The 20,944-nt window shown below is 65.8% G+C and carries 14 protein-coding genes; 12 read left to right on the forward strand and 2 right to left on the reverse strand.

Features of this window, described 5'->3' with window-relative positions:
* The first annotated feature begins 2 nt into the window (after window positions 1-2).
* From NE609_RS11035 to NE609_RS11055, 5 genes are all read left to right on the forward strand, one after another.
* Entirely contained in the window at window positions 3-371 is a 369-nt protein-coding gene (locus NE609_RS11035; RefSeq protein ID WP_256152512.1) for an Hpt domain-containing protein, read from the forward strand.
* Window positions 368-5,032: a PAS domain-containing protein gene (locus NE609_RS11040; protein ID WP_256152513.1), complete on the forward strand. Its 4,665-nt coding sequence runs from the start codon at window positions 368-370 to the stop codon at window positions 5,030-5,032. The genes NE609_RS11035 and NE609_RS11040 overlap by 4 nt, the downstream gene beginning before the upstream one ends.
* 21 nt (window positions 5,033-5,053) lie before the next feature.
* The gene (locus NE609_RS11045) at window positions 5,054-6,397 is read left to right on the forward strand and encodes a GntR family transcriptional regulator (RefSeq protein ID WP_256152514.1); all 1,344 of its coding nucleotides are present in this window, start codon (window positions 5,054-5,056) and stop codon (window positions 6,395-6,397) included.
* A 67-nt stretch (window positions 6,398-6,464) separates the two neighbouring features.
* Window positions 6,465-8,921 (forward strand): response regulator, encoded by a 2,457-nt coding sequence (locus NE609_RS11050; RefSeq protein ID WP_256152515.1) that lies wholly within the window; start codon window positions 6,465-6,467, stop codon window positions 8,919-8,921.
* The gene (locus NE609_RS11055; RefSeq protein WP_101552298.1) at window positions 8,905-10,182 is read left to right on the forward strand and encodes an ABC transporter substrate-binding protein; all 1,278 of its coding nucleotides are present in this window, start codon (window positions 8,905-8,907) and stop codon (window positions 10,180-10,182) included. The genes NE609_RS11050 and NE609_RS11055 overlap by 17 nt, the downstream gene beginning before the upstream one ends.
* A gap of 131 nt (window positions 10,183-10,313) precedes the next feature.
* Here NE609_RS11055 and NE609_RS11060 read toward each other — a convergent pair whose 3' ends face one another.
* Both NE609_RS11060 and NE609_RS11065 read right to left on the reverse strand, forming a co-directional pair.
* Window positions 10,314-11,447 (reverse strand): aldo/keto reductase, encoded by a 1,134-nt coding sequence (locus NE609_RS11060; protein WP_101552296.1) that lies wholly within the window; start codon window positions 11,445-11,447, stop codon window positions 10,314-10,316.
* A gap of 44 nt (window positions 11,448-11,491) precedes the next feature.
* On the reverse strand, window positions 11,492-12,655 hold the full coding sequence (locus NE609_RS11065; protein WP_256152516.1) for a serine hydrolase: 1,164 nt from the start codon (window positions 12,653-12,655) through the stop codon (window positions 11,492-11,494).
* 313 nt (window positions 12,656-12,968) lie between these two features.
* On the opposite strand from NE609_RS11065, the gene NE609_RS11070 reads away from it, so the two are divergent.
* From NE609_RS11070 to NE609_RS11100, 7 genes are all read left to right on the forward strand, one after another.
* Window positions 12,969-14,117: an aldo/keto reductase gene (locus tag NE609_RS11070; RefSeq protein WP_256152517.1), complete on the forward strand. Its 1,149-nt coding sequence runs from the start codon at window positions 12,969-12,971 to the stop codon at window positions 14,115-14,117.
* Between the two features lie 16 nt (window positions 14,118-14,133).
* Window positions 14,134-14,514: a MerR family transcriptional regulator gene (locus NE609_RS11075; protein WP_121586097.1), complete on the forward strand. Its 381-nt coding sequence runs from the start codon at window positions 14,134-14,136 to the stop codon at window positions 14,512-14,514.
* 344 nt (window positions 14,515-14,858) lie between these two features.
* Window positions 14,859-15,776 carry an ABC transporter permease gene (locus NE609_RS11080; RefSeq protein WP_101552288.1) on the forward strand — a complete coding sequence of 306 codons (918 nt, stop codon included), beginning with the start codon at window positions 14,859-14,861 and terminating at the stop codon, window positions 15,774-15,776.
* 13 nt (window positions 15,777-15,789) lie between these two features.
* The gene (locus NE609_RS11085) at window positions 15,790-16,839 is read left to right on the forward strand and encodes an ABC transporter permease (RefSeq protein ID WP_121586096.1); all 1,050 of its coding nucleotides are present in this window, start codon (window positions 15,790-15,792) and stop codon (window positions 16,837-16,839) included.
* 16 nt (window positions 16,840-16,855) lie between these two features.
* Window positions 16,856-17,860 carry an ABC transporter ATP-binding protein gene (locus NE609_RS11090; RefSeq protein ID WP_256152518.1) on the forward strand — a complete coding sequence of 335 codons (1,005 nt, stop codon included), beginning with the start codon at window positions 16,856-16,858 and terminating at the stop codon, window positions 17,858-17,860.
* Entirely contained in the window at window positions 17,857-18,912 is a 1,056-nt protein-coding gene (locus tag NE609_RS11095; protein ID WP_256152519.1) for an ABC transporter ATP-binding protein, read from the forward strand. The genes NE609_RS11090 and NE609_RS11095 overlap by 4 nt, the downstream gene beginning before the upstream one ends.
* Before the next feature lie 312 nt (window positions 18,913-19,224).
* Entirely contained in the window at window positions 19,225-20,871 is a 1,647-nt protein-coding gene (locus NE609_RS11100) for a peptide ABC transporter substrate-binding protein (RefSeq protein ID WP_121586094.1), read from the forward strand.
* The last annotated feature ends 73 nt before the right edge of the window (window positions 20,872-20,944 follow it).

Genomic DNA, 20,944 nt, shown 5'->3' on the forward strand with positions numbered 1-20,944 from the left:
CTATGGGGAATTTTCGTGCGGCCTTCGAGGCCTACGGCGCGGATTACGACGGCACGATGCGGCGCTTTTTGGGGAACGAGGCCATGTACCTGCGCGTGCTCGGCATGCTGCCCCGGGACGGCAGCGTGGATCGGCTGGGCGGCGCGCTGGAATCCGGCGACCTGGGCGGCGCGTTTGAGGCCGCCCATTCGCTCAAGGGGGTCGCCGGGAACCTGGGGCTCGACCCGCTTTACAAGGCGGCGTGCGCCGTCGTGGAGCCGCTGCGCCTGCGGGAGGAGCGAAACGACTACCCCGAATTGTACCGGGCCGTGCGAAAGGAATTCGAGCGGGCGGGGCTGTTTTTGGAAGCCCTGAAAGGAGAACCGACATGACGTGGGAAACCCCTCTCTCTGCGCCGGAGGTCCGGCAGCTTCAGGCCATCCTGGACAACGACCCGGTCGCCATCTTCGTCAGTGACGTCGAGAGCCGGCGGGTGCTCTACGCCAACCGGCGGGCGCGGGAGACGCTCCTGCCGCCGGACGGCGGCGAGGCCTGCTGCTACCACATCGCGGGCTACCGGTCCGCCTGCCCCTTCTGCCACGCGGGTAGAATGAGGCGGGACGACATCCTCGTCCGCGAGTACCGCCACCCCCTCAACGGGCGCGTTTACCAGCTCAGCGGGAAGCTCGTCGACTGGGGGGACCGGCCCGCGCACATCGAGTACGTCAGGGACGTCACCGAGCAGCGGGCGGAGTCGGAGCGCGCCGACCGGCTGCAGGAGGGGCTGAAGGAGACCTTTACCAGCGTCCCCTGCGGGCTGTGCGTCTACCGGATCGAGTGGCCTGAAATCGTGCCGCTCTACCACAATCCCGCCTTCTATGAGGTCGTGGGCTATTCCGACGAGCACGTCCGGTCGGTCCGGGAGAAGACCGACTACCTGGGCGTGCATCCGGAGGACGTCGGGCTTTTGCGGGAAAAGATCGCCGCCGCATACCATGGCGGCGGCAGCGTGCGGCACGCCTACCGGCTGTGGAACGACCGGCGGGGGGAATACCGCTGGATCAACCTCGACGGCACGATCAAAACCCATGAGGACGGCGCCAAAATCTTCTACGGCATCTACACCGACGTCAGCGAGCGCGTGCATTTGGAGGAAGAGCTGAAGGCTGCCAACGAGAAGATGCAGGACATCGTCAATGCCATCCCGGGCGGGGTTGCCATCTACCGGGTGTCGGACATCTTTGAGACGGTCTATTTCTCCGACGGCGTGCCGGAATTGACCGGGTACACCGTGGAGGAGTACCGGGAACTGATCAAACGGGACGCGATCGAGATGACCTATCCGGAGGACGCCGCGATGGTGGCCGCGAAGGCCAGGGAGGCCCTGCGCGACCGGACGGTGGCGGACTTTGAATTCCGCAAGCTGCACCGGGACGGGCACATCGTCTGGGTGCACGCCCAAGCGAAGCAGGTGGGGGAGGTGCGCGGCCGTCCCTTGCTCCAGTGCGTGTTCCACAACATCACCGCGCTCAAGGAGACCCAGCTGGAGCTCGACCACCTGGTCAACTCGATCCCGGGCGGGATCGCCGGCTACCGGGTGGAGGAGGGGCGGTTCGTCCCCACCTATTTCTCCGCGGGCGTGCCCGCCCTCACGGGTTACACGCGGGAGGAGTACGGGGAGATCGTCCGGCGGGACGCCTTCGACGCCGTATACGAGGCGGACAGGCCCCGGGTCCTCGCCGCGGCGCGGGCCGCGCTGGAAAGCGGGGAGGTGCTCGACATCTCCTGCCGGATGCGCCATAAGAACGGGACCCTCGTCTGGCTGCACCTCAACGGCCGCCGGATGGGACCGCTGTCGGAATCCACCCGGTTTTACGGGGTCTTCACCGGCATGTCGGCGGAGGCGCAGCTCTTCCAGAGCATCGCAAACGAGACGGCGGACGGCATCTACGTCATCGACCGGAAGAATTACGACCTGCTCTACATCAACGAATCGCGGGAGCTGTTCGCGAAGAGCGGCGGCCGCGTCGGGCAGAAATGCTACGCCGCGCTGCACGGGAGGGACACGCCCTGCGGGTTCTGCACGCTTCACAGCCACGCGCCCGACGGAAAGGCGCACGAGATGGCGGTGGACGGGAGCGGGCGGTTTTACACCACCCGCTTCATGGAGAGCGACTGGAACGGCATCCCGGCCTATGTGAAGTACGTCCACGACGTGACCGAGGAGGTCCGGACCCAGAAGGAAAAGGCGCGTCTGGAGCAGTATTTCCAGACGGTGGTCAAGCACCTCCCGGGGGGCGTCGCCGTGGTCCGCTACAAGCCGGACGGCAGCATGATCCCCGAGTTTTTGTCGGACGGGTTCGCCGCCATGACGGGGATGACGCAGGAGGCGGCGTGGGAGCTCTACAGGCGGGACGCCATGGCCGGGGTGCACCCGGACGACCGGGAGGCGGTCGCCGCGCGGATGGCGGAGTTCATCGGCAGCGGGGAGAGCAGCTGTGAGCTGATCTACCGGCTGAAAAAGGGCGACGGCGGCTACATCTGGGTGAAAAACAGCCTTTCGATGCTCCAGAGCGAGGACGGGGAGCTTCGGATCTACGCGGGCTACCACGACATGACCCGGGAGCGGGAGGAACGGGAGGAGCTCCGGAAGCAGTTCAACGACCGGATCCTCCAGCACTACCGCACGCCCGGACCCAACGCGCTGGTCGTGGGCCACTGCAACGTCACGCGGGATCAGATCCTCGAGATCATCGACCACACCGACTCCGGCCTGCTGAGCACCTTCGGCACCAGACGGGAGACCTTTTTCATGGGGCTTTCGAACCTGGTCGTCGACGAGGAGGGCCGGCGGATTTTCAGGGAGGCCTACCTGAACGGGCCCTCCCAGGCGGCCTTCGACCGGGGCGACACGGAAATCATCCGGGACTTCTTCGTTCGGCTCCCGAAGGAGAAGCGCGGGCGCTACGTGCGCTTCAAGGTGAATCTGGTGGAGACCCCCGACACGGGGGACGTCACCGGCATCCTGACCGTCACCGACATCACCGAGCAGACCATCTCCGAACGCATCCTGCGCCGCCTGTCGGTGGCGGGCAGCGACCTCGTGGTCGACGTGGACGTCCCCGAGGACCGCTACCGCGTACTCAACGGGGAGATGGACGCGGACGATATCCCGGCGCAGGAGGGCCGACATTCCGACCGAATCGCCTACATGCTCCAAAAGCAGGTTGTGCCCAGGGACCGCGAGCAGGTGAAGACCCTGCTGGACCCGGACTACATCATGGAGCGTCTGCAAAGGGAGGACTCCTATTCCTTCCACTACGCCATCCTCGGGGAGCGGGGGGAGGTCCTCACCAAAAAGCTCACCGTTTCGGCCATCGACCTGCGGCTGGGGCGGGTCTGCCTTGCGCGGGCGGACATCACCGATTCGGTGCGTGAGCAGCAGGGGCTGCTGAACGTCGTGGCCTACACCTTCGAGCTGCTGAGCCTCATCCAGGTGGTCACCGGACGCATGACGATGCACACCCGCCAGACGGTGCTGGAAAATCTGTCCCCCTTCGTCGTGGAGGACTACAACGCCTCCATCAAACTGATCGCCGAGCGCTATAACCCCGAGGGCGGGACGGAGGAGCTGGAGCGCCAGCTCCGGCTGGAGACGATGCTCCGGCATCTCGAGGAGCAGCCCGCGGGCTATGACTTCGTCTTCCCGCACCGTTCGGAGGAGGGTCTGCGCTATAAGCAGATCACCGTCCTGTGGGGGGACGGGGAGCACAAGACGGTGTGCATGGTGCGCGCCGACGTGACCGATATGCTGGCGGAGGAACGCCGGTCCAAAAAGGCCCTGGAGCAGGCGCTGGAGCTGGCGGAGGAGGCCAGCCGCGCCAAGAGCGACTTCCTCTCCTCCATGAGCCACGACATCCGCACGCCGATGAACGCGATCATGGGGATGACCGCGCTCGCCAGCGCCTACATCGACGACCCCGCGCGGATCGCCGACTGCCTGCGGAAGATCTCCGTCTCCTCCCGGCACCTGCTCAGCCTGATCAACGACATCCTGGACATGAGCAAGATCGAGCGCGGCAAGATCACGCTCAACCGGATGGAGATGTCCGTCCCCGGCCTGCTGGAGCAGCTCTCGACCATCATCGAGCCGCAGGCCCGCGCGGCGGGGCTCTCCTTCTGCGCACGAGCCGGCCGGGTCCGTCAGGAGCGGTTCTTCGGGGACGCCCTGCGCGTCAGCCAGATTTTGCTCAATCTGCTGAGCAACGCGGTCAAGTTCACCCCCGAGGGGGGAAGAGTGGAGTTTTTCGCGGAGGAACTGCCCGCGGAAAGCGCGGGCCGCGTCCGCTACCGCTTCGTCGTGCGCGACACGGGGATCGGGATGTCGGAGGAGTTCCTCGCCTCGATGTTCGACCCCTTCTCCCGCAGCAGGGAGGCGACGCGCGTCGAGGGGACCGGCCTGGGGCTGAGCATCGCCAAGGGGCTGGTCGACCTGATGGGCGGCACGATCTCGGTGGAGAGCCGGCCCGGCGAGGGTTCCGTCTTCACGGTGGAGCTCGAGTGCGAGGCCGGCGGGGCCTCGGGGCCCCCCGCCGGGAAGGCGGCCGGGCCGCAGTCCGAAGCTCCCTCGGAGGAGGCGCCCTTCGCCGGCCGCCGCATCCTGGTGGCGGAGGACAACGAGATCAACGCCGAGATCCTCTGCGGCCTGCTGGAGATCTACGGGGCGCAAACGGTGGTCCGGACCAACGGCGCCAAGGCGGTGCGGGAGTTCCGGGAGCGGGCGCCGGGCACCTACGACGCCGTCCTGATGGACATCCAGATGCCCGAGATGAACGGCTACGAGGCCGCCCGGGCGATCCGGGGGCTGGACCGCCCCGACGCCCGGACGGTCCCCATCATCGCCATGACGGCGAACGCCTTTTCGGAGGATGTGCAGGCGGCCCTCGCGGCCGGAATGACCGCCCACGTGGCGAAACCGATCGACACCGCCATCCTGCAGAGCACGCTGCGCCGCGCGCTGGAGGATGCGGGAGGCGGTCCGCCGCGGGCGTGAGAAAGGGAGGAAGGCGCGCCCGTGGAAGGGACATACGAACGGTATAAGCTGATATATGATTACTATGCGGCCAGAATCTGCTTCGGCCGCTGCGCCTTCGGGGATTCCCTGCCCGCGATTCCGCGGATCGCTTCCGAGTTCCATGTGGCGGTCCCGACCGTCCGCAGCGCGCTGGCCCGGCTGGAGGCGGACGGCCTCATCCGGGTGGAGGCGAAAAAGGCCGCCCGGGTGGTCTACCGGGCGGGACCCGCCCGGTTCCGAGAAAACGCCGCGCGATATTTCGTGCCGCGCCGGGAGGGGATCCTCGATATCGTCCGGACCGGCGGGCTCCTGTACGACCCGCTCTGGGAGGCGGGGCTCCGGACCTGGAACCGGGAGAGGACGGGGGCGCCGCCGGCCGCGGCGGGGTTTTCCCTGACCGTCCTCTCCTCGCTGGGCAACCATCTGGTCATGAACCTCTGCTGGGAGATGATCCGGTACCTGTGCTTTCCCCTGCTGGACGCCCACGGCGCGGCGGAGGACTGCCTGCGGGAGCTGAGGGCCGGCGGGGACGCCGACCGTGCGAAGCGCGCCTGTCTGGCCGGCTGGAAGCAGGACATCGACGAGCTGTTCGCCTTCCTCGAAACGGCGCGCGCGGAGTACACGCTGGAGGACGTCCGCCCGGTCCCGTTCGAGTGGAACATCTACCGGCAGCGTCCCCAGCTGCGCTATTCGATCGCCTCCCGCATCATCCGGGAGATCCTGGAGGAACGCTACCCGGTCGGGAGCTTTCTCCCCTCCCTCCCGCGGATGGCGGAGCGGTTCGGCGTCGCGGTCTCCACGATCCGGCGCACGCTGGACCTGCTGGCCGGGCTCGGCGTCGCCGCTTCCTTCCAGGGGAAGGGGACGCGGGTCCTCATGGACCCCCGGCGGATCGACTTTTCCAAACCGGAGGTCCGCGAGGCGCTGGGGCTCTACGCGGAGAGTCTGGAGTTTCTGGCGCTGACCGTCCGGAAGGTGTCCCTCTTTACGCTGGAGGCGGCGTCCGGGGAGACGCTGGACCGGCTGGCGGAACGGTTCGCGCGGATCCGGGAGGAAAAAAAGAGCTACCTTGTCTTTGAGGCATACCTCGCCTTCATCACCGGCGCCTGCCCGTCCGCGGCGGTGCGCCAGTGCTACCGCAAGCTCAACGAGCTGCTGGCCTGCGGCTATCCGGCCACGCTGAGGCGGCTCGGGGAAAACCGGCTTGACAATGCGTTTTCCGGGACGATCGCACAGGCGGAGGCGGATTTGCGCGCGCGGGATTTCGAGCGCATCGCCGCCGGCTGGCAGGTCTTTCTGGAAAGCGAGGCGGAACGGTTCCGCGCCTTCGCGACGCGGCAGTGATTCCGCGCCGCGGGAAAAGCATTACACACGGGGCCCGTCCGGGCCCCGCGGTCAGGAGGGACGCGAGATGAAGAAAGGATCCGGCCGGGAACCCGGCGGCGGGCGGTCGATTGCCGGGGCGGCCCTGATTTTGCTCCTCATCCTGCTGGGGGTCGGCGCGTTCACCTTCCACCTCTATACGCGCATCGTGAACGAGAGCAAGACCCTCGCGTGGGAGATGACGCTGAAATCCGCCGAGGTGATGGAGCTGCGGCTGGAGGATATCCGTTCGTCGCTGGCCGCCTTTTCACGGAGCGTCGCCTCGAGCGGCGCGGGTCCCGGCGAGGTGGGGGAGATGGCCTCCCGCCAGCTGGACGGCCACCCGATCTTCCGCCTCCACGTCGTGACGGAGGAGGGCGCGCCGCTGACGGAGGACTACGGCCTGACCGCCGGGGACGCCGCGCGGCTGGAGGAGCTCTGCCCGGAGGACGGCGCGTTTTCCGCCGGGTACCTCGGGAAGAGCGGCCGCTGGCAGACCGCGGTCGCCGTCTCCGGCACGGTGGCGGGCGTCCCCTGCCGGTTTTACGCCGAGTGCGTGCTCGACGACCTGTACATGGACGACTTCATGGAGTTCCACAGCCAGCAGGGCTACTGCTATATGATCTCCGGCGCCGAGGGGACCTTCATCATGCTGCCCCACAACAAATTCGGGCAGGGTCTCTACTCCGGGCTGTTCACCATGCTCGAGGCCTACCGCAGCAACGACCCGGCGGTAATCGAAGAGATCCGCGCCGTCCTGGCCCGGGGCGAGGCCTGTACGGTGCAGCTGGATTTCCGCGACGAAAACTGCTATTTCTGTTTTGTCCCGCTCGAGGAGCGGGCCGACTGGTTCATCGTCTCGATCATCCCGTCGGACGCGCTGCAGGAAAACGGAATGATCGCCATCGCGGCCATCGTCCTGCTGGGCGTCACGGTGCTGCTGGGCGCGGCGCTCCTGCTCTGGATGAGCCGCCGCCGGTGGAAGCTGCGCTCGGAGGTGGAGGCGGCAAAGCTCGCCAGCGAGGCCAAGAGCAGCTTCCTCTCCAACATGTCCCATGAAATCCGCACGCCGATGAACGCCATCGTCGGCATGACCGAGATCATGAAGCTGAACACCGGCGACCGGGACCGGATCGCCGCCTGCCTCGACAAGATCGGCGCCTCGTCCAAATATCTGCTCGGGATCATCAACGACGTGCTGGACATGTCGAAGATCGAGAGCAGCAAGATGACGCTCGAACACGCCCCCTTCCCGATCGGCGCGGTGATCGAGGAGGCGGTCGACCTCGTCCTGCCGCTGATGCGCGGTCGCGGGCACGCGTTCGACGCCTGCGCCTTCTGGGACGGCCCGGAATGCCTGGTCGGGGACGGGATGCGTCTGAGCCAGATCCTCGTCAACATCCTGTCCAACGCGGTGAAATACACGCCCGAGGGGGGCCGCATCCGCCTGCGGCTCTTTGGCGGGCGGGATCCGCAGCGCGCGGACAACATGCTGGTGCGGATCGAGGTGGAGGACAACGGCGTCGGCATGAGCCCCGAGTACCAGGCGATGGTGTTCGAGCCGTTCACGCAGGAGAAAAATTCCCTCAGCCGGGGCACGGGGCTCGGCATGGCGATCAGCGCGCAGCTGGTCCGCCTGATGGGCGGGGAGATCACGGTGGAGAGCGCCCTCGGGCGGGGCAGCGCCTTCCGCGTACGGCTTTCCCTGCCCGCGGCGCTGCCGGACGGGGACGGCGGGCAGCCGGCGGGCAAGGCCGTCCTGGTGGCCGACGCCGACCCCGAGACGCTGGAGGCCGCGCGGCTCACGCTTTCGGCGGCGGGATACCGGGTATCCTGCGCAGGGTCCGTACCGGAGACGCTGGAAATGCCGGACGGCTCGGGACCGGATCTTGTGATCGTGGACGACCGGCTCGGAAGCAGACCGGAAAAAGCCGCGCGCCGGTGCGGCGCCGTCCTCTGCCTGAGCGGGTTCAGCCTGCCGTCCGCCGGGACGACGGAGGGAACGGGCTGCCTCGGCAAGCCCCTGCTTGCGTCGAAGGTCGCGGCGGCGCTGGGCGGCGGAACCAATCCCGCCGCGGACCGTACGGAGGACCGCCCGCTCGACGGCCTTCGCATCCTGCTGGCGGAGGACAACGAACTGAACGCGGAGATCGCGGTGGAGCTTTTGAGCCACTTTGGCGCCGAGGTGGACCGGGCGGCGGACGGGGAGGAAGCCGTGGACCGGTTCGTTTCGGGCGGGGAGGGCCGGTACGATCTGGTGCTCATGGACATCCAGATGCCGCGCATGAACGGCTATGACGCGGCGCGCGCGATCCGGTCGCTCGGGCGGGCCGATTCCTCCCTGCCGATCCTCGCCATGACCGCGGACGCCTTTTCCGAGGACGTTTCCCACGCGCTGGAGACCGGTATGGACGGCCATATCGCCAAGCCGATCGATATCCAGAACCTGCTCCAGACCATCGAGCGGGCGGTGAAGGGGGAGAAACGCGATGAAGCTGCGCCGTAGAGCCGTCTGCGCCCTCATGGCCGTCCTGCTCGCCCTTCTCCCGGCAGGGTGCCGGGAGAAGGGGGTCCAGGTGGTGGACGGGGCCGGGGAAACGGTCAACCTGCGCTTTCTGGGCTTCAAGGTGGGCGCGGACAAGGTGGAGGAGATCGACGGCATCCTCAACCGCTACATGGAGCAAAATGAAGATGTGGTGATCGTCTACGAGGGGCTGGGGGACAATTTCGTCGACATCCTGACCAACCGTCTCGAGAACGGGTACGCCGACGACCTGTTCATGATCAGCGACCAGGCGCTGACCACTTACGAAACCAGGGGCTGGTACGGCACGCTGATCGCCGACCTTTCGGGGGAGAAATTTGTACAGCGATACAACCCGATCATCCAACAGCTTATCACGGTGGACGGAAAAATTTCGGCGGTGCCCATGTGCCTGAGCGTCGTGGGGATGCTCGGCAATATGGACGTGCTGCGCGCCTGCGGGATCGGGGAGATGCCCCGCACCTTTGACGAGTGGGTGCGGGACATGGAGATCGTCCGCGACCATGGCTACACGCCGATGGTCAACTATCAGGGCAACGCCGCGAGCATCTCCTTTTTGATGTCGGGGCGCTCGGCCGCGCCCTTTATCGAGGGCGCGCGGACCGTGTCGGAAGGGCTGACCGCGGAGGAGGTCTACGCCGGGGGAATCCGCGACGTGTACGCCCTGGTGGAAAACGGCCTGATCGACCGGGAGCAGATGTCCGGCGAGACGGACGCGCGGTCCTACCGCAAGGTGCTCGGGGAACAGTTCGCGGGCGGCGGGGTGGCCTTCGCCGTGGCGCCGAGCTGGAGCCTGTCCGCCTTTCTGGCCGGGGAGCCCGGCTTTCAATACCGGTACGCCGGCCTTCCGGTCGGGGACGAGGGCCCGCTGACCTGCGTGCGCGCGTCGGTCCTCGTGGGGGTCAACAACGAGGGCCCGCACCGGGAGGAGGCACTGCGGTTTCTGGATTTCCTGATGCAGCCGGAGCACATCGAGAGCTACGCGGCGGAACAGAACAGCCTGAGCCCGCTTCAGGGCGCGCAGAGCGGCGACCCCCTGTTTGCCGAGCAGCTCGCGCTGATCGGGGAGGACCGGATATACAGCGACACCGATTCACGGATTCCCTTCAACCTGCTGAAGCTCCTGAACGGCGCGGCGGCGCAGATGGTGCGGGGGGACCCGCTGGACCGGATCCTGGCGGATTTTTCCGCGGGCGTGCAGGCCGGCCGCCGCCCGAAATGACAACGGAAAACAGGGGACGCCTCGTTGAGGCGCCCCCTGTTTTCCGTCAGAAGATCCGATCCGCGGCCGACCCCGGAGGGCCGCCGCCAGCACCGGAGAATCGTCCCGCCTGGACGCGGGGGCGCGGACGGTCACGCGTTCAGCTTCGCCGTGAAATCCGCCATGGCCTCTGAAATCCTGATCTGCTGGGGGCAGACCGCCTCGCAGCTGCGGCAGCCGAGGCAGGCGGGCGGGCGTTTGTCCTCGGGCAGCGCGGACAGGGCCATCGGCGCGAGGAACCCGCCCTCCGTGAAGCAGTGCTCGTTGTAGAGCGCCAGCAGCGAGGGGATATCCAGCCCCTGCGGGCAGTGGGAGGTGCAGTAGCGGCAGGCGGTGCAGGGCAGCGCGATCTTCCGGACCATGCCGTCCGCGACCGCGAGCAGGGTCTCCGTCTCGCGGGCGTCGAGGGGCTTTTCCGCCTCGAAGGTGCCGAGGTTTTCCTCGAGCTGCGCGAAGCTGGACATGCCGGAGAGCACGACCGTGACGCTCGGGAGCGACTGTAAAAACCGGAACGCCCAGGCCGGGACGCCCTCCCCCGGGCGAAGCGTCTTCAGCTTCGCGGCGTCTTCCGGGGAGAGGGAGGCGAGCCGCCCGCCGCGCAGGGGCTCCATCACCCAGACGGGGATGCCGTATCCGTCGAGCAGGGCGATCTTCGCCTTCGCGTCCTGGAAGGTCCAGTCGAGGTAGTTGAGCTGGATTTGGCAGAACTCCATCCGGTCGCCGTAGGCCTTGAGGAACCGCTCGATCACCCCGTAACTCCCATGGGCGGAGAAGCCCAGGTGCCGGATGCGCCCGGCCTCCTTCTGCCTGACCAGATAGTCGAAGATGCCGTGCCGCTCATCCAGATAGGCGTCGATATTCATCTCGCAGACGTTGTGGAAGAGGTAGAAATCGAAGCGATCCACCCGGCATTTTTTCAGCTGCTCCTCGAAGATCTCCTCCACCCTGTCCATATTGGAGAGGTCGTAGCCGGGGAATTTGTCCGCGAGGAAAAAGCGGTCCCGCGGGTAGCGGGAAAGCAGCTTCCCCATGACGAGCTCGGACCGCCCGCTGTGATAGCCCCACGCGGTGTCGAAATAGTTGATTCCCCGCTTGATCGCGTAATCGACCATTTTTTCCGCCGCGGCCTCGTCGATCCGCGCGTCGTCCCCGTCGACGACGGGCAGGCGCATGGCGCCCAGCCCGAGCGCGGAGAGCTTCAAATCCTGAAAGTCTTTGTAGATCATGTCCGGTTCCCTCTTTCCTTCCTCATTGCCGGTTTCGTTGTTTTTTATTCAGGCCGCCGCCCGTCGTACGCCGCGAGGACGTAGTCGGTAAAGAAGGGGCGCGGCGCGTAGCTGTTCTGCGGGTAGTGGCTGGCGATGACCGTCACCAGGTCGAGCTCGGGCACCACGAAGACGTACTGCCCCCATGCGCCGAAGGCGTAGTAGGTGTCGTAGCCCCCTTCGCCAAAGGAACGCACCCACCATTGGTAGCCGTAGCCGCCGGTGCCGTCCCCCGCGCCGTTGTTCTGCGCGGCCGTGGACTGGGCGAGCCAGTCCGCGGGGATGAGGCGGCGGCCGTTCCAGACGCCGCCCTCGAGGTAGAGCTGCCCGAACCGGGCCGCGTCCCGGGCGGTCATGGAGATGCCGTTGCCGCCGTCGGTGACGCCCTGCGGGTCGGCCCGCCAGACGACGCTGTCCATCCCGAGCGGTTCAAAGAGCTTCTCCCGCCCGTATTCCAGCAGACTTTTGCCGGCGGCCTGCTGAAGGGCCGCGGAGAGCAGGTGGGTGTTTCCGGTGCTGTAGTTGAAGGCCGCGCCCGGCTCGGCCGTGAGCCGCCGCCCGAGGATATAGGCCACCCAGTCGGGGGCCGACTGGAACTCCGCCCAGTTGCTCTGGCCGCCGCCCCACTCGTACCACTCCAGCCCGGAGGTGTGGGTCAGCAGGTGGCGCAGGGTGATCTGACGCTTGCGGGCGTCCTCCGGCTCCGCCGCCTGCGGGAGGTAGTCGGACAGCGGATCGTCCACCCCGCCGAACAGCCCCTCGTCGATGGCGATGCCGACGAGCGCGCCGGTGAAGGATTTGGAGCAGGAGTGCAGCGGGAACACGCTCGTTTCGTCGTACCCCTCGCCGTAATACTCGTCGATGAGGACCCCGTCCTTCGCCGTGACCATGGCGTGGACCGACGAGCCCTCCAGCGCCTCGTGCAGCCGCGTAAGCACGGCGGGGTCCATCCCGTGATTTTCCGGCGCGTCGCGCGTCCAGCTGTTGTCAGGCTCCGGTTCGGGGACGGGCGCCGGTTCGGGGGCGGCGGGTTCCGCCGCGGCGCTGGAGGGCGGGGACCCGGAAGCGGCCGCGCCGGGCGCGCCGGCCGCCCCGGCGCCGCACCCCGCGGCCACGCAGAGGGAGAGGAAGACGCCGGCTGCCGCCGTCAGTCGTTTTTTCAGGTTCATCGGGATACCTCCTTTTGGGTCCGGTCTTCTGGGAAAAGTATCATTTCCCGCGCAAAGAATAGCAAATGCTTATTTTTGATGGTGTAAAATGCCCGGAAGGCATGGAGCGCCGTGCGGCGCGCGCTCCGGGCCCCGTTTTTTGCACAGGGGATCCGGTTCGTTTAAACCCTACACCATGGAGTGCGCTCCAGGTCAAGTAAACAAATTGTGAACGGGTCGATTTGGCGGAAATACGCAAAATTGGGGGTTGACTTGGAGCGCGCTCCAAGTGTTACAATGGGCTCACAAACGACAGGAGAAATGGGGAACAGCGATGAACTACCGTGAACTTGGAAAAACCGGCCTGCGGGTCAGCGAGATCGGACTGGGCTGCGAGGGCTTCGTCCTCCGGGACGACGCCTTTGCCGAAGAGCTCTTCCAGCTGGCCTTTGAAAACGGGGTCAACTGCATGGACCTCTACACCCCCAACCCCGACGTCCAGCGCCGGACGGGCAGGGCGATCCGGGACCGCCGGGGAGCGTTCGTCCTCCAGGCGCACCTGTGCGCCGTCTGGGAGGACGGGCAGTACCGCGCGACCCGCAGGATCGATGAGGTCCGCGCCGCGTTTGAAACGATGCTCGCCAACCTAGGCACGGATTACGTGGATGTCGGCATGATCCACTATGTCGATTCCCCCGCGCTGTGGCGGGAGATCGCGGAGGGGCCGGTGATGGCCTACGCGCGGGAGCTCCGTCGTGCGGGCAGAATCCGGCACATCGGCGTCAGCAGCCACAACCCCGAGGCTGCGCTCGCGGCGGTGGAGAGCGGGCTGGTCGAGGTGCTGATGTTCAGCGTCAACCCCTGTTACGACCTTCAGCCGCCGAACGAGGACGTGGAACAGCTGTGGGCTCCGGATAATTACAGCGGCGGACTCACCAACATGGACCCCACGCGGGAGCGGCTCTACGAGACCTGCCAGCGCATGGGGGTGGCGATCACCGTCATGAAGGCGTTCGGCGGCGGCGACCTGCTCAGCGGGGAGCTCTCCCCGGCGGGCAAGGCGCTCACACCCGTCCAGTGCCTGCACTACGCCGCCACGCGCCCGGCGGTGGCCTCGGTCATGGTCGGCGCGCGCAGCCTGGACGACCTGCGCGCCTCCCTCGCCTACGAGACCGCCTCCGACGGGGAGCGGGACTACGCCGCGGCGTTCGCCTCCTTCCCGCGGATCCGCTGGGAGGGCCACTGCATGTACTGTGGACACTGCGCGCCCTGCCCGAAGGGGATCGACGTGGCGACGGTGACCAAATTCCTCAACCTCGCGAAGGCGCAGGGCGGCGTGCCTGAGACGGTGCGGGAGCATTACGCCGCGCTCTCCCATAAGGCGGGGGAGTGCGTCGCGTGCGGGGCGTGTGAAAAGCGCTGTCCGTTCGGGGTCCCCGCCGTCGAAAATATGAAGCAGGCGGCCGACATGTTCGGGAAATGATGGGAGGAGAACGGCCATGACGATTGCGGAGGTCAGCAGGAAATATGAGATCAGCGCCGACACCCTGCGCTACTACGAGCGCATCGGGCTGGTCCCGCCGGTGCCCCGCAGCAAAAGCGGCATCCGGGATTACGACGAGGCGTCCTGCGGCTGGGTCGAGCTGATGAAGTGCATGCGGGCGGCGGGGGTCCAGATCGAGGCGCTGATCGAGTATGTGAACCTCTTCCAGCAGGGGGACGGGACGATCGACGCCCGCAAGGAGCTGCTCAAGGAGCAGCGCGGCCAGCTCGCGGCCCGGATGGCCGAAATGCAGCGGTCGCTCGACCGGCTCGACGAGAAGATCGACCGGTATGAAAAGGGCCTGATGACGGGCGCGCATCTGCGAAGGCAGGGCTGAACGAAAAGAGCCCCGGTTTCCGGAAAGGAAACCGGGGCTCTTTCGCGCCGCCGATTCCGGGATTGGCCGGCGCGGGCCTCCGCGCGGGTCTCATTTCGGATACAGGCAAACATTTCTCGGCAGAAAAAGGGAATATCCGGCTGTGCGCCGTTGACAAAATCCGCGAAAATCGGTAAAATTAATATTTATGGCGACGAAGTGCGACAGGCCGGTGTTTTTTGGCTGGAAACGCCTGTTTTTGCTCCAGAAACAGGCGGAGCCGCACTCTTGCGGCCCCGCGGCGGCGGGGCTGGGCCGTCGAAACGGCCCGGATTTCGACGCAAACAAATGAAGGAAGTGATACTGTGGGAAAATACATCCTGAAGAGGGTGGCGATGGCGGTGCTGACCATCTATCTGGTATCGACCATTACCTTTTTCCTGATGAATCTGGTGCCCGGCGGGCCGTTCCTGGCGGAAAAGGCGGTCAGCCCGCAGGCGCAGGCCGCGATGGAGGAGAAGTACGGGCTGGACAAGCCCCTCTCGGTCCAGTATAAGAACTATATGCTCGGCCTGGTCAAGGGCGACCTCGGACTCAGCGTCAAGCAGCGCGGGCGCACGGTGGCTCAGATCATCGCCACCAAATTTCCCGTGTCGGCGCGCCTGGGCGGGCTTTCGATCCTGACGGCCGTCTGCGTGGGCATCCCGCTGGGAAGCATCGCGGCGTTCAACCGCGGCAAATGGGCGGACAACGTGGTCATTTTCATCGCCACCTGCGGCATCGCGGTGCCCAGCTTTGTCATCTGCACCCTGCTGCTCATGCTGTTCGGGCTCAAGCTCGGATGGCTGCCGACGGTGGGGCTCAACAGCGTGCTCCACTATATCATGCCGGTGACGGCGCTCGCCTTCTATCCGACGGCGTATATCGCGCGGCTCATGCGCTCGTCGATGCTCGACGTGCTCGGGCAGGACTATATGCGTACCGCGCGCGCCAAGGGCCTCGGGCAGTTCAAGTGCATCTTCAAGCACGCGCTGCGCAACGCGGTCCTCCCGGTGGTCACCTACCTCGGCCCGCTGCTCGCCTACACGCTGACGGGCAGCTTCGTGGTGGAGAAGATCTTCACCATCCCCGGGCTGGGCAGCGAGTTCGTCGGCTCGATCACGGGGCGCGACTACCCGCTGATCATGGGGACGACCATCTTCCTGGCCGTGCTCATCGTCTCGATGAACGTGATCGTCGACATCGCCTATAAACTGATCGATCCGCGGATCAAGCTGAAGTGAGGGGGGAAGATTGATGTCGGAACAGAATAAGAAATTTCCCACCTTCCAGCTGAACGTGGACGACTTCCTCCCGGCCGACGAGGCGGAGAAGGAGAGCCTGGTCACGATGCGGGCGAGCGTCGGGTTCTGGAAGGACGGCTTCCAGCGCCTGCTCAAAAACCGGGTGGCGATCGTCAGCTTTGTGGTCATCCTGATCGTCATGATCTTCTCCTTTATCGTCCCGAGCCTCTATCCCTACAGCTATGAGCACCAGATCCGCGGCGCGGAAAACCTCGCGCCCATGCAGTATTCGGACGGCGAGCTCGAGCAGATTGCCGCCGGGGAGAGCGTCTTCCCGCACATCCTCGGCACCGACCACCTCGGACGCGACTTCGCCGTGCGCGTGATGATGGGCAGCCGCATCTCCCTGCTGGTCGGCCTCATCGCCTCCGGCCTCATCCTGCTGATCGGCTCGATCTACGGGTCGGTCGCCGGCTTCTTCGGCGGATGGGTGGACATCATCATGATGCGCATCGTCGACATCATCTACACGGTGCCGGACATCCTGATCATCATCCTGCTGGCGGTCACGCTGAAATATCCGCTGCAAAACCTCGCCGAGCAGCCGGGCTTCGGCTGGATCGCGGCGGTGGGCGTCAATCTGACGAGCATCTTCATCGTCTTCGCGCTGCTCTACTGGGTCGGCATGGCGCGCATCGTGCGCAGCCAGATTTTGCAGCTCAAGGAGCAGGAATACGTCACCGCCGCCCGCGCGCTCGGCGCGAGCAGCGGCCGCATCATCCGCAAGCACCTGCTCACCAACTGCATCGGCACCCTCATCGTCACCACCACCCTTCAGATCCCGTCGGCGATCTTTACCGAGAGCTTTCTGAGCTTCCTCGGCATCGGCGTCGCGGTGCCGATGCCTTCGCTCGGCTCGCTCGCCAACGACGCGCTCAACGGCCTGCAGTCCTACCCCTACCGGCTGCTCGCGCCGGCGCTGCTCATCAGCATCATCATCCTCAGCTTCAACCTCCTCGGGGACGGCCTGCGGGACGCCTTCGACCCCAAGATGAAAGAATAGAAAGGAGAGGATTTTTATGGGAAACCTGTTGGATATCAAAGATGAACGCCTCTCCTTCTTTACCCCCGCGGGCGAGGTCAAGGCCCTGGGCGGCGTCTCCTTCTCGATGAAGGAGGGGGACGTGCTGGGCATCGTGGGCGAATCGGGCTCGGGCAAGTCGGTCACCTCCTATTCGGTGATGGGGCTGACCGCGCATCCGGGACGCCTCATCGGCGGCTCGATCGAGTTCAACGGCCACCGCATCGACCAGATGTCGGAAAAGGAGATGCGCAGGATCCGCGGCAACGAGGTGTCGATCATCTTCCAGGACCCGATGACGAGCCTCAACCCGGTCTATACGATCGGCAACCAGATCTGCGAGGTCATCCGCCTGCACACCAAAAAGAGCAAGGCCGAGGCGCGTGCGCGCGCCACGGAGCTGCTGACGCTGGTGGGCATCAACGAGCCGGAAAAGCGCCTCAAGCAGTACCCGCACGAGCTTTCGGGCGGCATGCGCCAGCGCGTCATGATCGCGATCGCGCTCGCCTGCGAGCCCAAGCTGCTCATCGCCGACGAGCCGACCACCGCGCTCGACGTGACCATCCAGGCGCAGATCCTCGAGCTCATGATCGAGCTGCGGGAGAAGCTCGGCATGAGCATCATCATGATTACGCACGATTTGGGCATCGTCTCGAGCATGTGCGAAAAGATCGCCGTCATGTACGCGGGCAAGATCGTCGAGTACGGCACGGTGGACGAGATCTTCTACGAGACGGCGCACGAATACACCAAGGGCCTTCTGCGCAGCATCCCCAAGCTGACCAGCGAGACGCACGAAAAGCTGGTGCCCATCGAGGGTACGCCGGTGGACATGCTCAACCCGCCGAAGGGCTGCCCCTTCGCGCCCCGCTGCGGCGCCTGCATGAAGATCTGCCTGCGGGAGATGCCCCCCTACACCGACCTGAGCGACACCCATTACAGCGCCTGCTGGCTGATCCAGAAGCGGGAGTTTGAAAAAGCGGCGGGAGGGGAGAAACAATGAGCAAGCTGATCCAGGTGGAGCATTTGAAGCAGTATTTCCCCGTCGCGGGCGGCAAGCTCTTTGAAAACCGCGTGGTCAAGGCGGTCGACGACGTCTCCTTCTACATCGAAAAGGGGGAGACGCTCGGCCTGGTGGGCGAGTCGGGCTGCGGCAAGACGACCACCGGGCGCACCCTGCTGCGGCTCTATGAGCCGACGAGCGGGCGCATCGTCTACGACGGAAAGCCGATCTTTGACAGCGGCGACGTTCCGCTGACGGATGAAAACGGCGAGCCCCAAAAGGACGCCGCCGGCAGGGCGGTCTGCGGGCCGAAGACGGCCGTGAACATGATGCCCTACCGGCGCAGGATGCAGATCGTCTTCCAGGACCCCTACGCGAGCCTCGACCCGCGCATGACGGTCGGGGACATCATCGGCGAGGCGATCGACATCCACAAGCTCTGCAAAAGCAAGCAGGAGCGGCACGACCGGATCATCGAGATGCTGCGGCGGGTCGGGCTCAACTCGGAGCACGCCAACCGCTATCCGCATGAGTTTTCGGGCGGGCAGCGGCAGCGCGTCGGCATCGCCCGCGCGCTCGCAGTCGACCCCGAGTTCATCGTCTGCGACGAGCCGATCTCCGCGCTCGACGTTTCGATCCAGGCGCAGGTCGTCAACATGTTCGAGGAACTCCAGGAGCAGATGGGGCTGACCTACCTGTTTATCGCGCACGACCTGTCGGTCGTCAAGCATATCTCCAACCGCATCGGCGTCATGTATCTGGGCAAGCTGGTCGAGCTGGCGGACAGCAGCGAGCTGACCTTCCACAGCGTGCACCCGTATACCCGGTCGCTCATTTCGGCGATCCCCGTGGCCGACCCCAAGCTGAGCCGCACCCGCCAGCGCATCGTGCTCGAGGGGGACGTGCCCAGCCCGGTGAACCCGCCCAGCGGCTGCCGGTTCCGCACCCGCTGCCCCTACGCGACCGAACGGTGCGCGCAGGAGGAGCCCGCCTTCCGCGAGGTTTCCCCCGGCCATTACGCTGCCTGCCACAACCTGGAGCAGGTAAAATAGAGGAAAAACGGCAAAAATAGGTTACAAACCGGAGACATGCCTTGCATGACCGGCCGGATGCGTGTATAATAAAAGGCGATCTCATGCCGGCCGAAGGGCCGCGCGCACTCCCGGCGGAAACAGAATCCTGGACAAAAACAGCGGATATCCGCTGTTTTTGATCGCTCGTAAAACGAGCGATCATTCCTTTTGTTACCGCCGCGCGTCCGGGAAGGACGCCGCGGAAGACCGCGCGGGCGGCCGCAGCGCCGCCGGCTTGAGGGCTCCGTACGCATGCCCACGGTATGCAAAATGAAGAGGAGGAAAAAAAGCATGAAGAAACTGGCACTAGCCCTGGCAGTCGTGATGATTTTCTCACTGGCGTTCAGCGGCTGCGGACCCAAGACGGAGAATCCGTCCGGAACGGATGCCACCACCCCGTCGACGGACAACCAGCCTGCCGGCAGCGAGCTGGCGGTCTGCATCGGACCCGACCCCGAGACGATCGACCCGGCGCTCAACAGCGCGGTTGACGGCGCGAGCCTCATCATCCACGCGTTCGAGGGCCTTATGACGCTCGACCAGGGCGGCGCGGTCGTCCCCGGACAGGCCGAGACCTACGAGGTCTCCGACGACGGCCTCAACTGGACCTTCCACCTGCGCGACGGCCTCAAATGGAGCGACGGCCAGCCGCTGACCGCGGCCGACTTCGAGTGGTCGTGGAAACGCGCCGTCTCCCCCGACACCGCCGCCCCCTACGGTGAGTTCTTCAACGTCATCGCGGGCTACGACGCTGCCGCCGCCGGCGATTTCGACGCGCTGCAGGTCAAGGCGACCGACGACAAGACCCTCACCGTCACGCTGGCCGCTCCCTGCGGCTATTTCACCCAGCTGCTCGCCTTCCCGACCTACGTCCCCGTGCGCAAGGATATGGTCGAGGCCAACGGCGAGGCGTGGGCCACCCAGGTCTCCAGCTATATCAGCAACGGCCCGTACAAGATGATCGAATGGACCCCCGGCGAGTACATCAAGTACGCGAAGAACGAGAACTACTGGAACTATGACGCGCTCGGCAGCGACACGATCAAGTTCCTGCTCATCGAGGACCCGAACGCGGTGCTCACCGCCTACCAGAGCGGCGAGATCGTCTGCGCCAAGGACCTGCCCTCCCAGGAGATCCCCGCCCTGCGCGAGACCGAGGACTTCCACCTCGACGACCTCATGGGCACCTACTATATCAGCCTCAACACCAAGCGTGAGCCGTTTGACAACGCGAAGCTCCGCCAGGCGCTGAGCCTCGCGATCGACCGCAACTATATCGCCAACACCGTCATGCAGGGCACCTACACCCCGGCGACCGCGTTTGTCGGCCCCGGCCTGCTCGACGCGGACGGCAAGACCCCCTTCATCGACAACAGCCCGCTCTTCATCGACCCGAACGACTATGAGGGCAACCTTGAAAAGGCCAAGCAGCTCATGGCGGAGGCCGGTTATCCGAACGGCGAGGGCCTGCGCGAGATTGAGTACTTCACCAACCAGCAGGGCTATCACAAGCCGGTCGCCGAGGCGCTCCAGCAGATGTGGGCCGAGCTGGGCGTCAAGCTGAACGTTCAGGTCGCCGACTGGGCGGTCGTCACCGCCGACCGCCGCCAGGGCAACTACGACATCGCCCGTAACGGCTGGGTCTTCGACTACAACGATCCGTCGAGCATGCTCGACCTGTTCACCACCACCAACGGCAACAACGACGGCAAATACAGCAATCCCGAGTACGACAAGCTGATGGAGACCGCCCGCACCACCGGTGACGCGAACGTCCGGTTCGATTCGATGCACCAGGCGGAGCAGCTCCTGATGGACGAGGCGGGCGCGATCCCGGTGGCGTTCTACAGCGAGTTCTACCTGCTCAACCCGAAGGTCAAGGGCTTCTGGCATTCCCCGCTCGGCTACTTCTACTTCATGTACGCGACTGTCGAGTAATCAAATCGTTCCTCTGCCGCGGGGGGGGGGGGGGGGGGGGGGGGGGGGGGGGGGGGGGGGGGGGGGGGGGGGG

The organism is Anaerotruncus sp. DFI.9.16, from assembly GCF_024461615.1.
Lineage (GTDB): Bacteria > Bacillota > Clostridia > Oscillospirales > Ruminococcaceae > Anaerotruncus > Anaerotruncus massiliensis.

Coding starts and splice junctions, on each gene's coding strand:
- NE609_RS11085 (WP_121586096.1), top strand. CDS start 15,790: ATGTCGGAACAGAATAAGAAATTTCCCACCTTCCAGCTGAACGTGGAC.
- NE609_RS11100 (WP_121586094.1), top strand. CDS start 19,225: ATGAAGAAACTGGCACTAGCCCTGGCAGTCGTGATGATTTTCTCACTG.
- NE609_RS11040 (WP_256152513.1), top strand. CDS start 368: ATGACGTGGGAAACCCCTCTCTCTGCGCCGGAGGTCCGGCAGCTTCAG.
- NE609_RS11060 (WP_101552296.1), bottom strand. CDS start 11,447: ATGATCTACAAAGACTTTCAGGATTTGAAGCTCTCCGCGCTCGGGCTG.
- NE609_RS11070 (WP_256152517.1), top strand. CDS start 12,969: ATGAACTACCGTGAACTTGGAAAAACCGGCCTGCGGGTCAGCGAGATC.
- NE609_RS11050 (WP_256152515.1), top strand. CDS start 6,465: ATGAAGAAAGGATCCGGCCGGGAACCCGGCGGCGGGCGGTCGATTGCC.
- NE609_RS11075 (WP_121586097.1), top strand. CDS start 14,134: ATGACGATTGCGGAGGTCAGCAGGAAATATGAGATCAGCGCCGACACC.
- NE609_RS11035 (WP_256152512.1), top strand. CDS start 3: ATGGGGAATTTTCGTGCGGCCTTCGAGGCCTACGGCGCGGATTACGAC.
- NE609_RS11095 (WP_256152519.1), top strand. CDS start 17,857: ATGAGCAAGCTGATCCAGGTGGAGCATTTGAAGCAGTATTTCCCCGTC.
- NE609_RS11090 (WP_256152518.1), top strand. CDS start 16,856: ATGGGAAACCTGTTGGATATCAAAGATGAACGCCTCTCCTTCTTTACC.
- NE609_RS11065 (WP_256152516.1), bottom strand. CDS start 12,655: ATGAACCTGAAAAAACGACTGACGGCGGCAGCCGGCGTCTTCCTCTCC.
- NE609_RS11055 (WP_101552298.1), top strand. CDS start 8,905: ATGAAGCTGCGCCGTAGAGCCGTCTGCGCCCTCATGGCCGTCCTGCTC.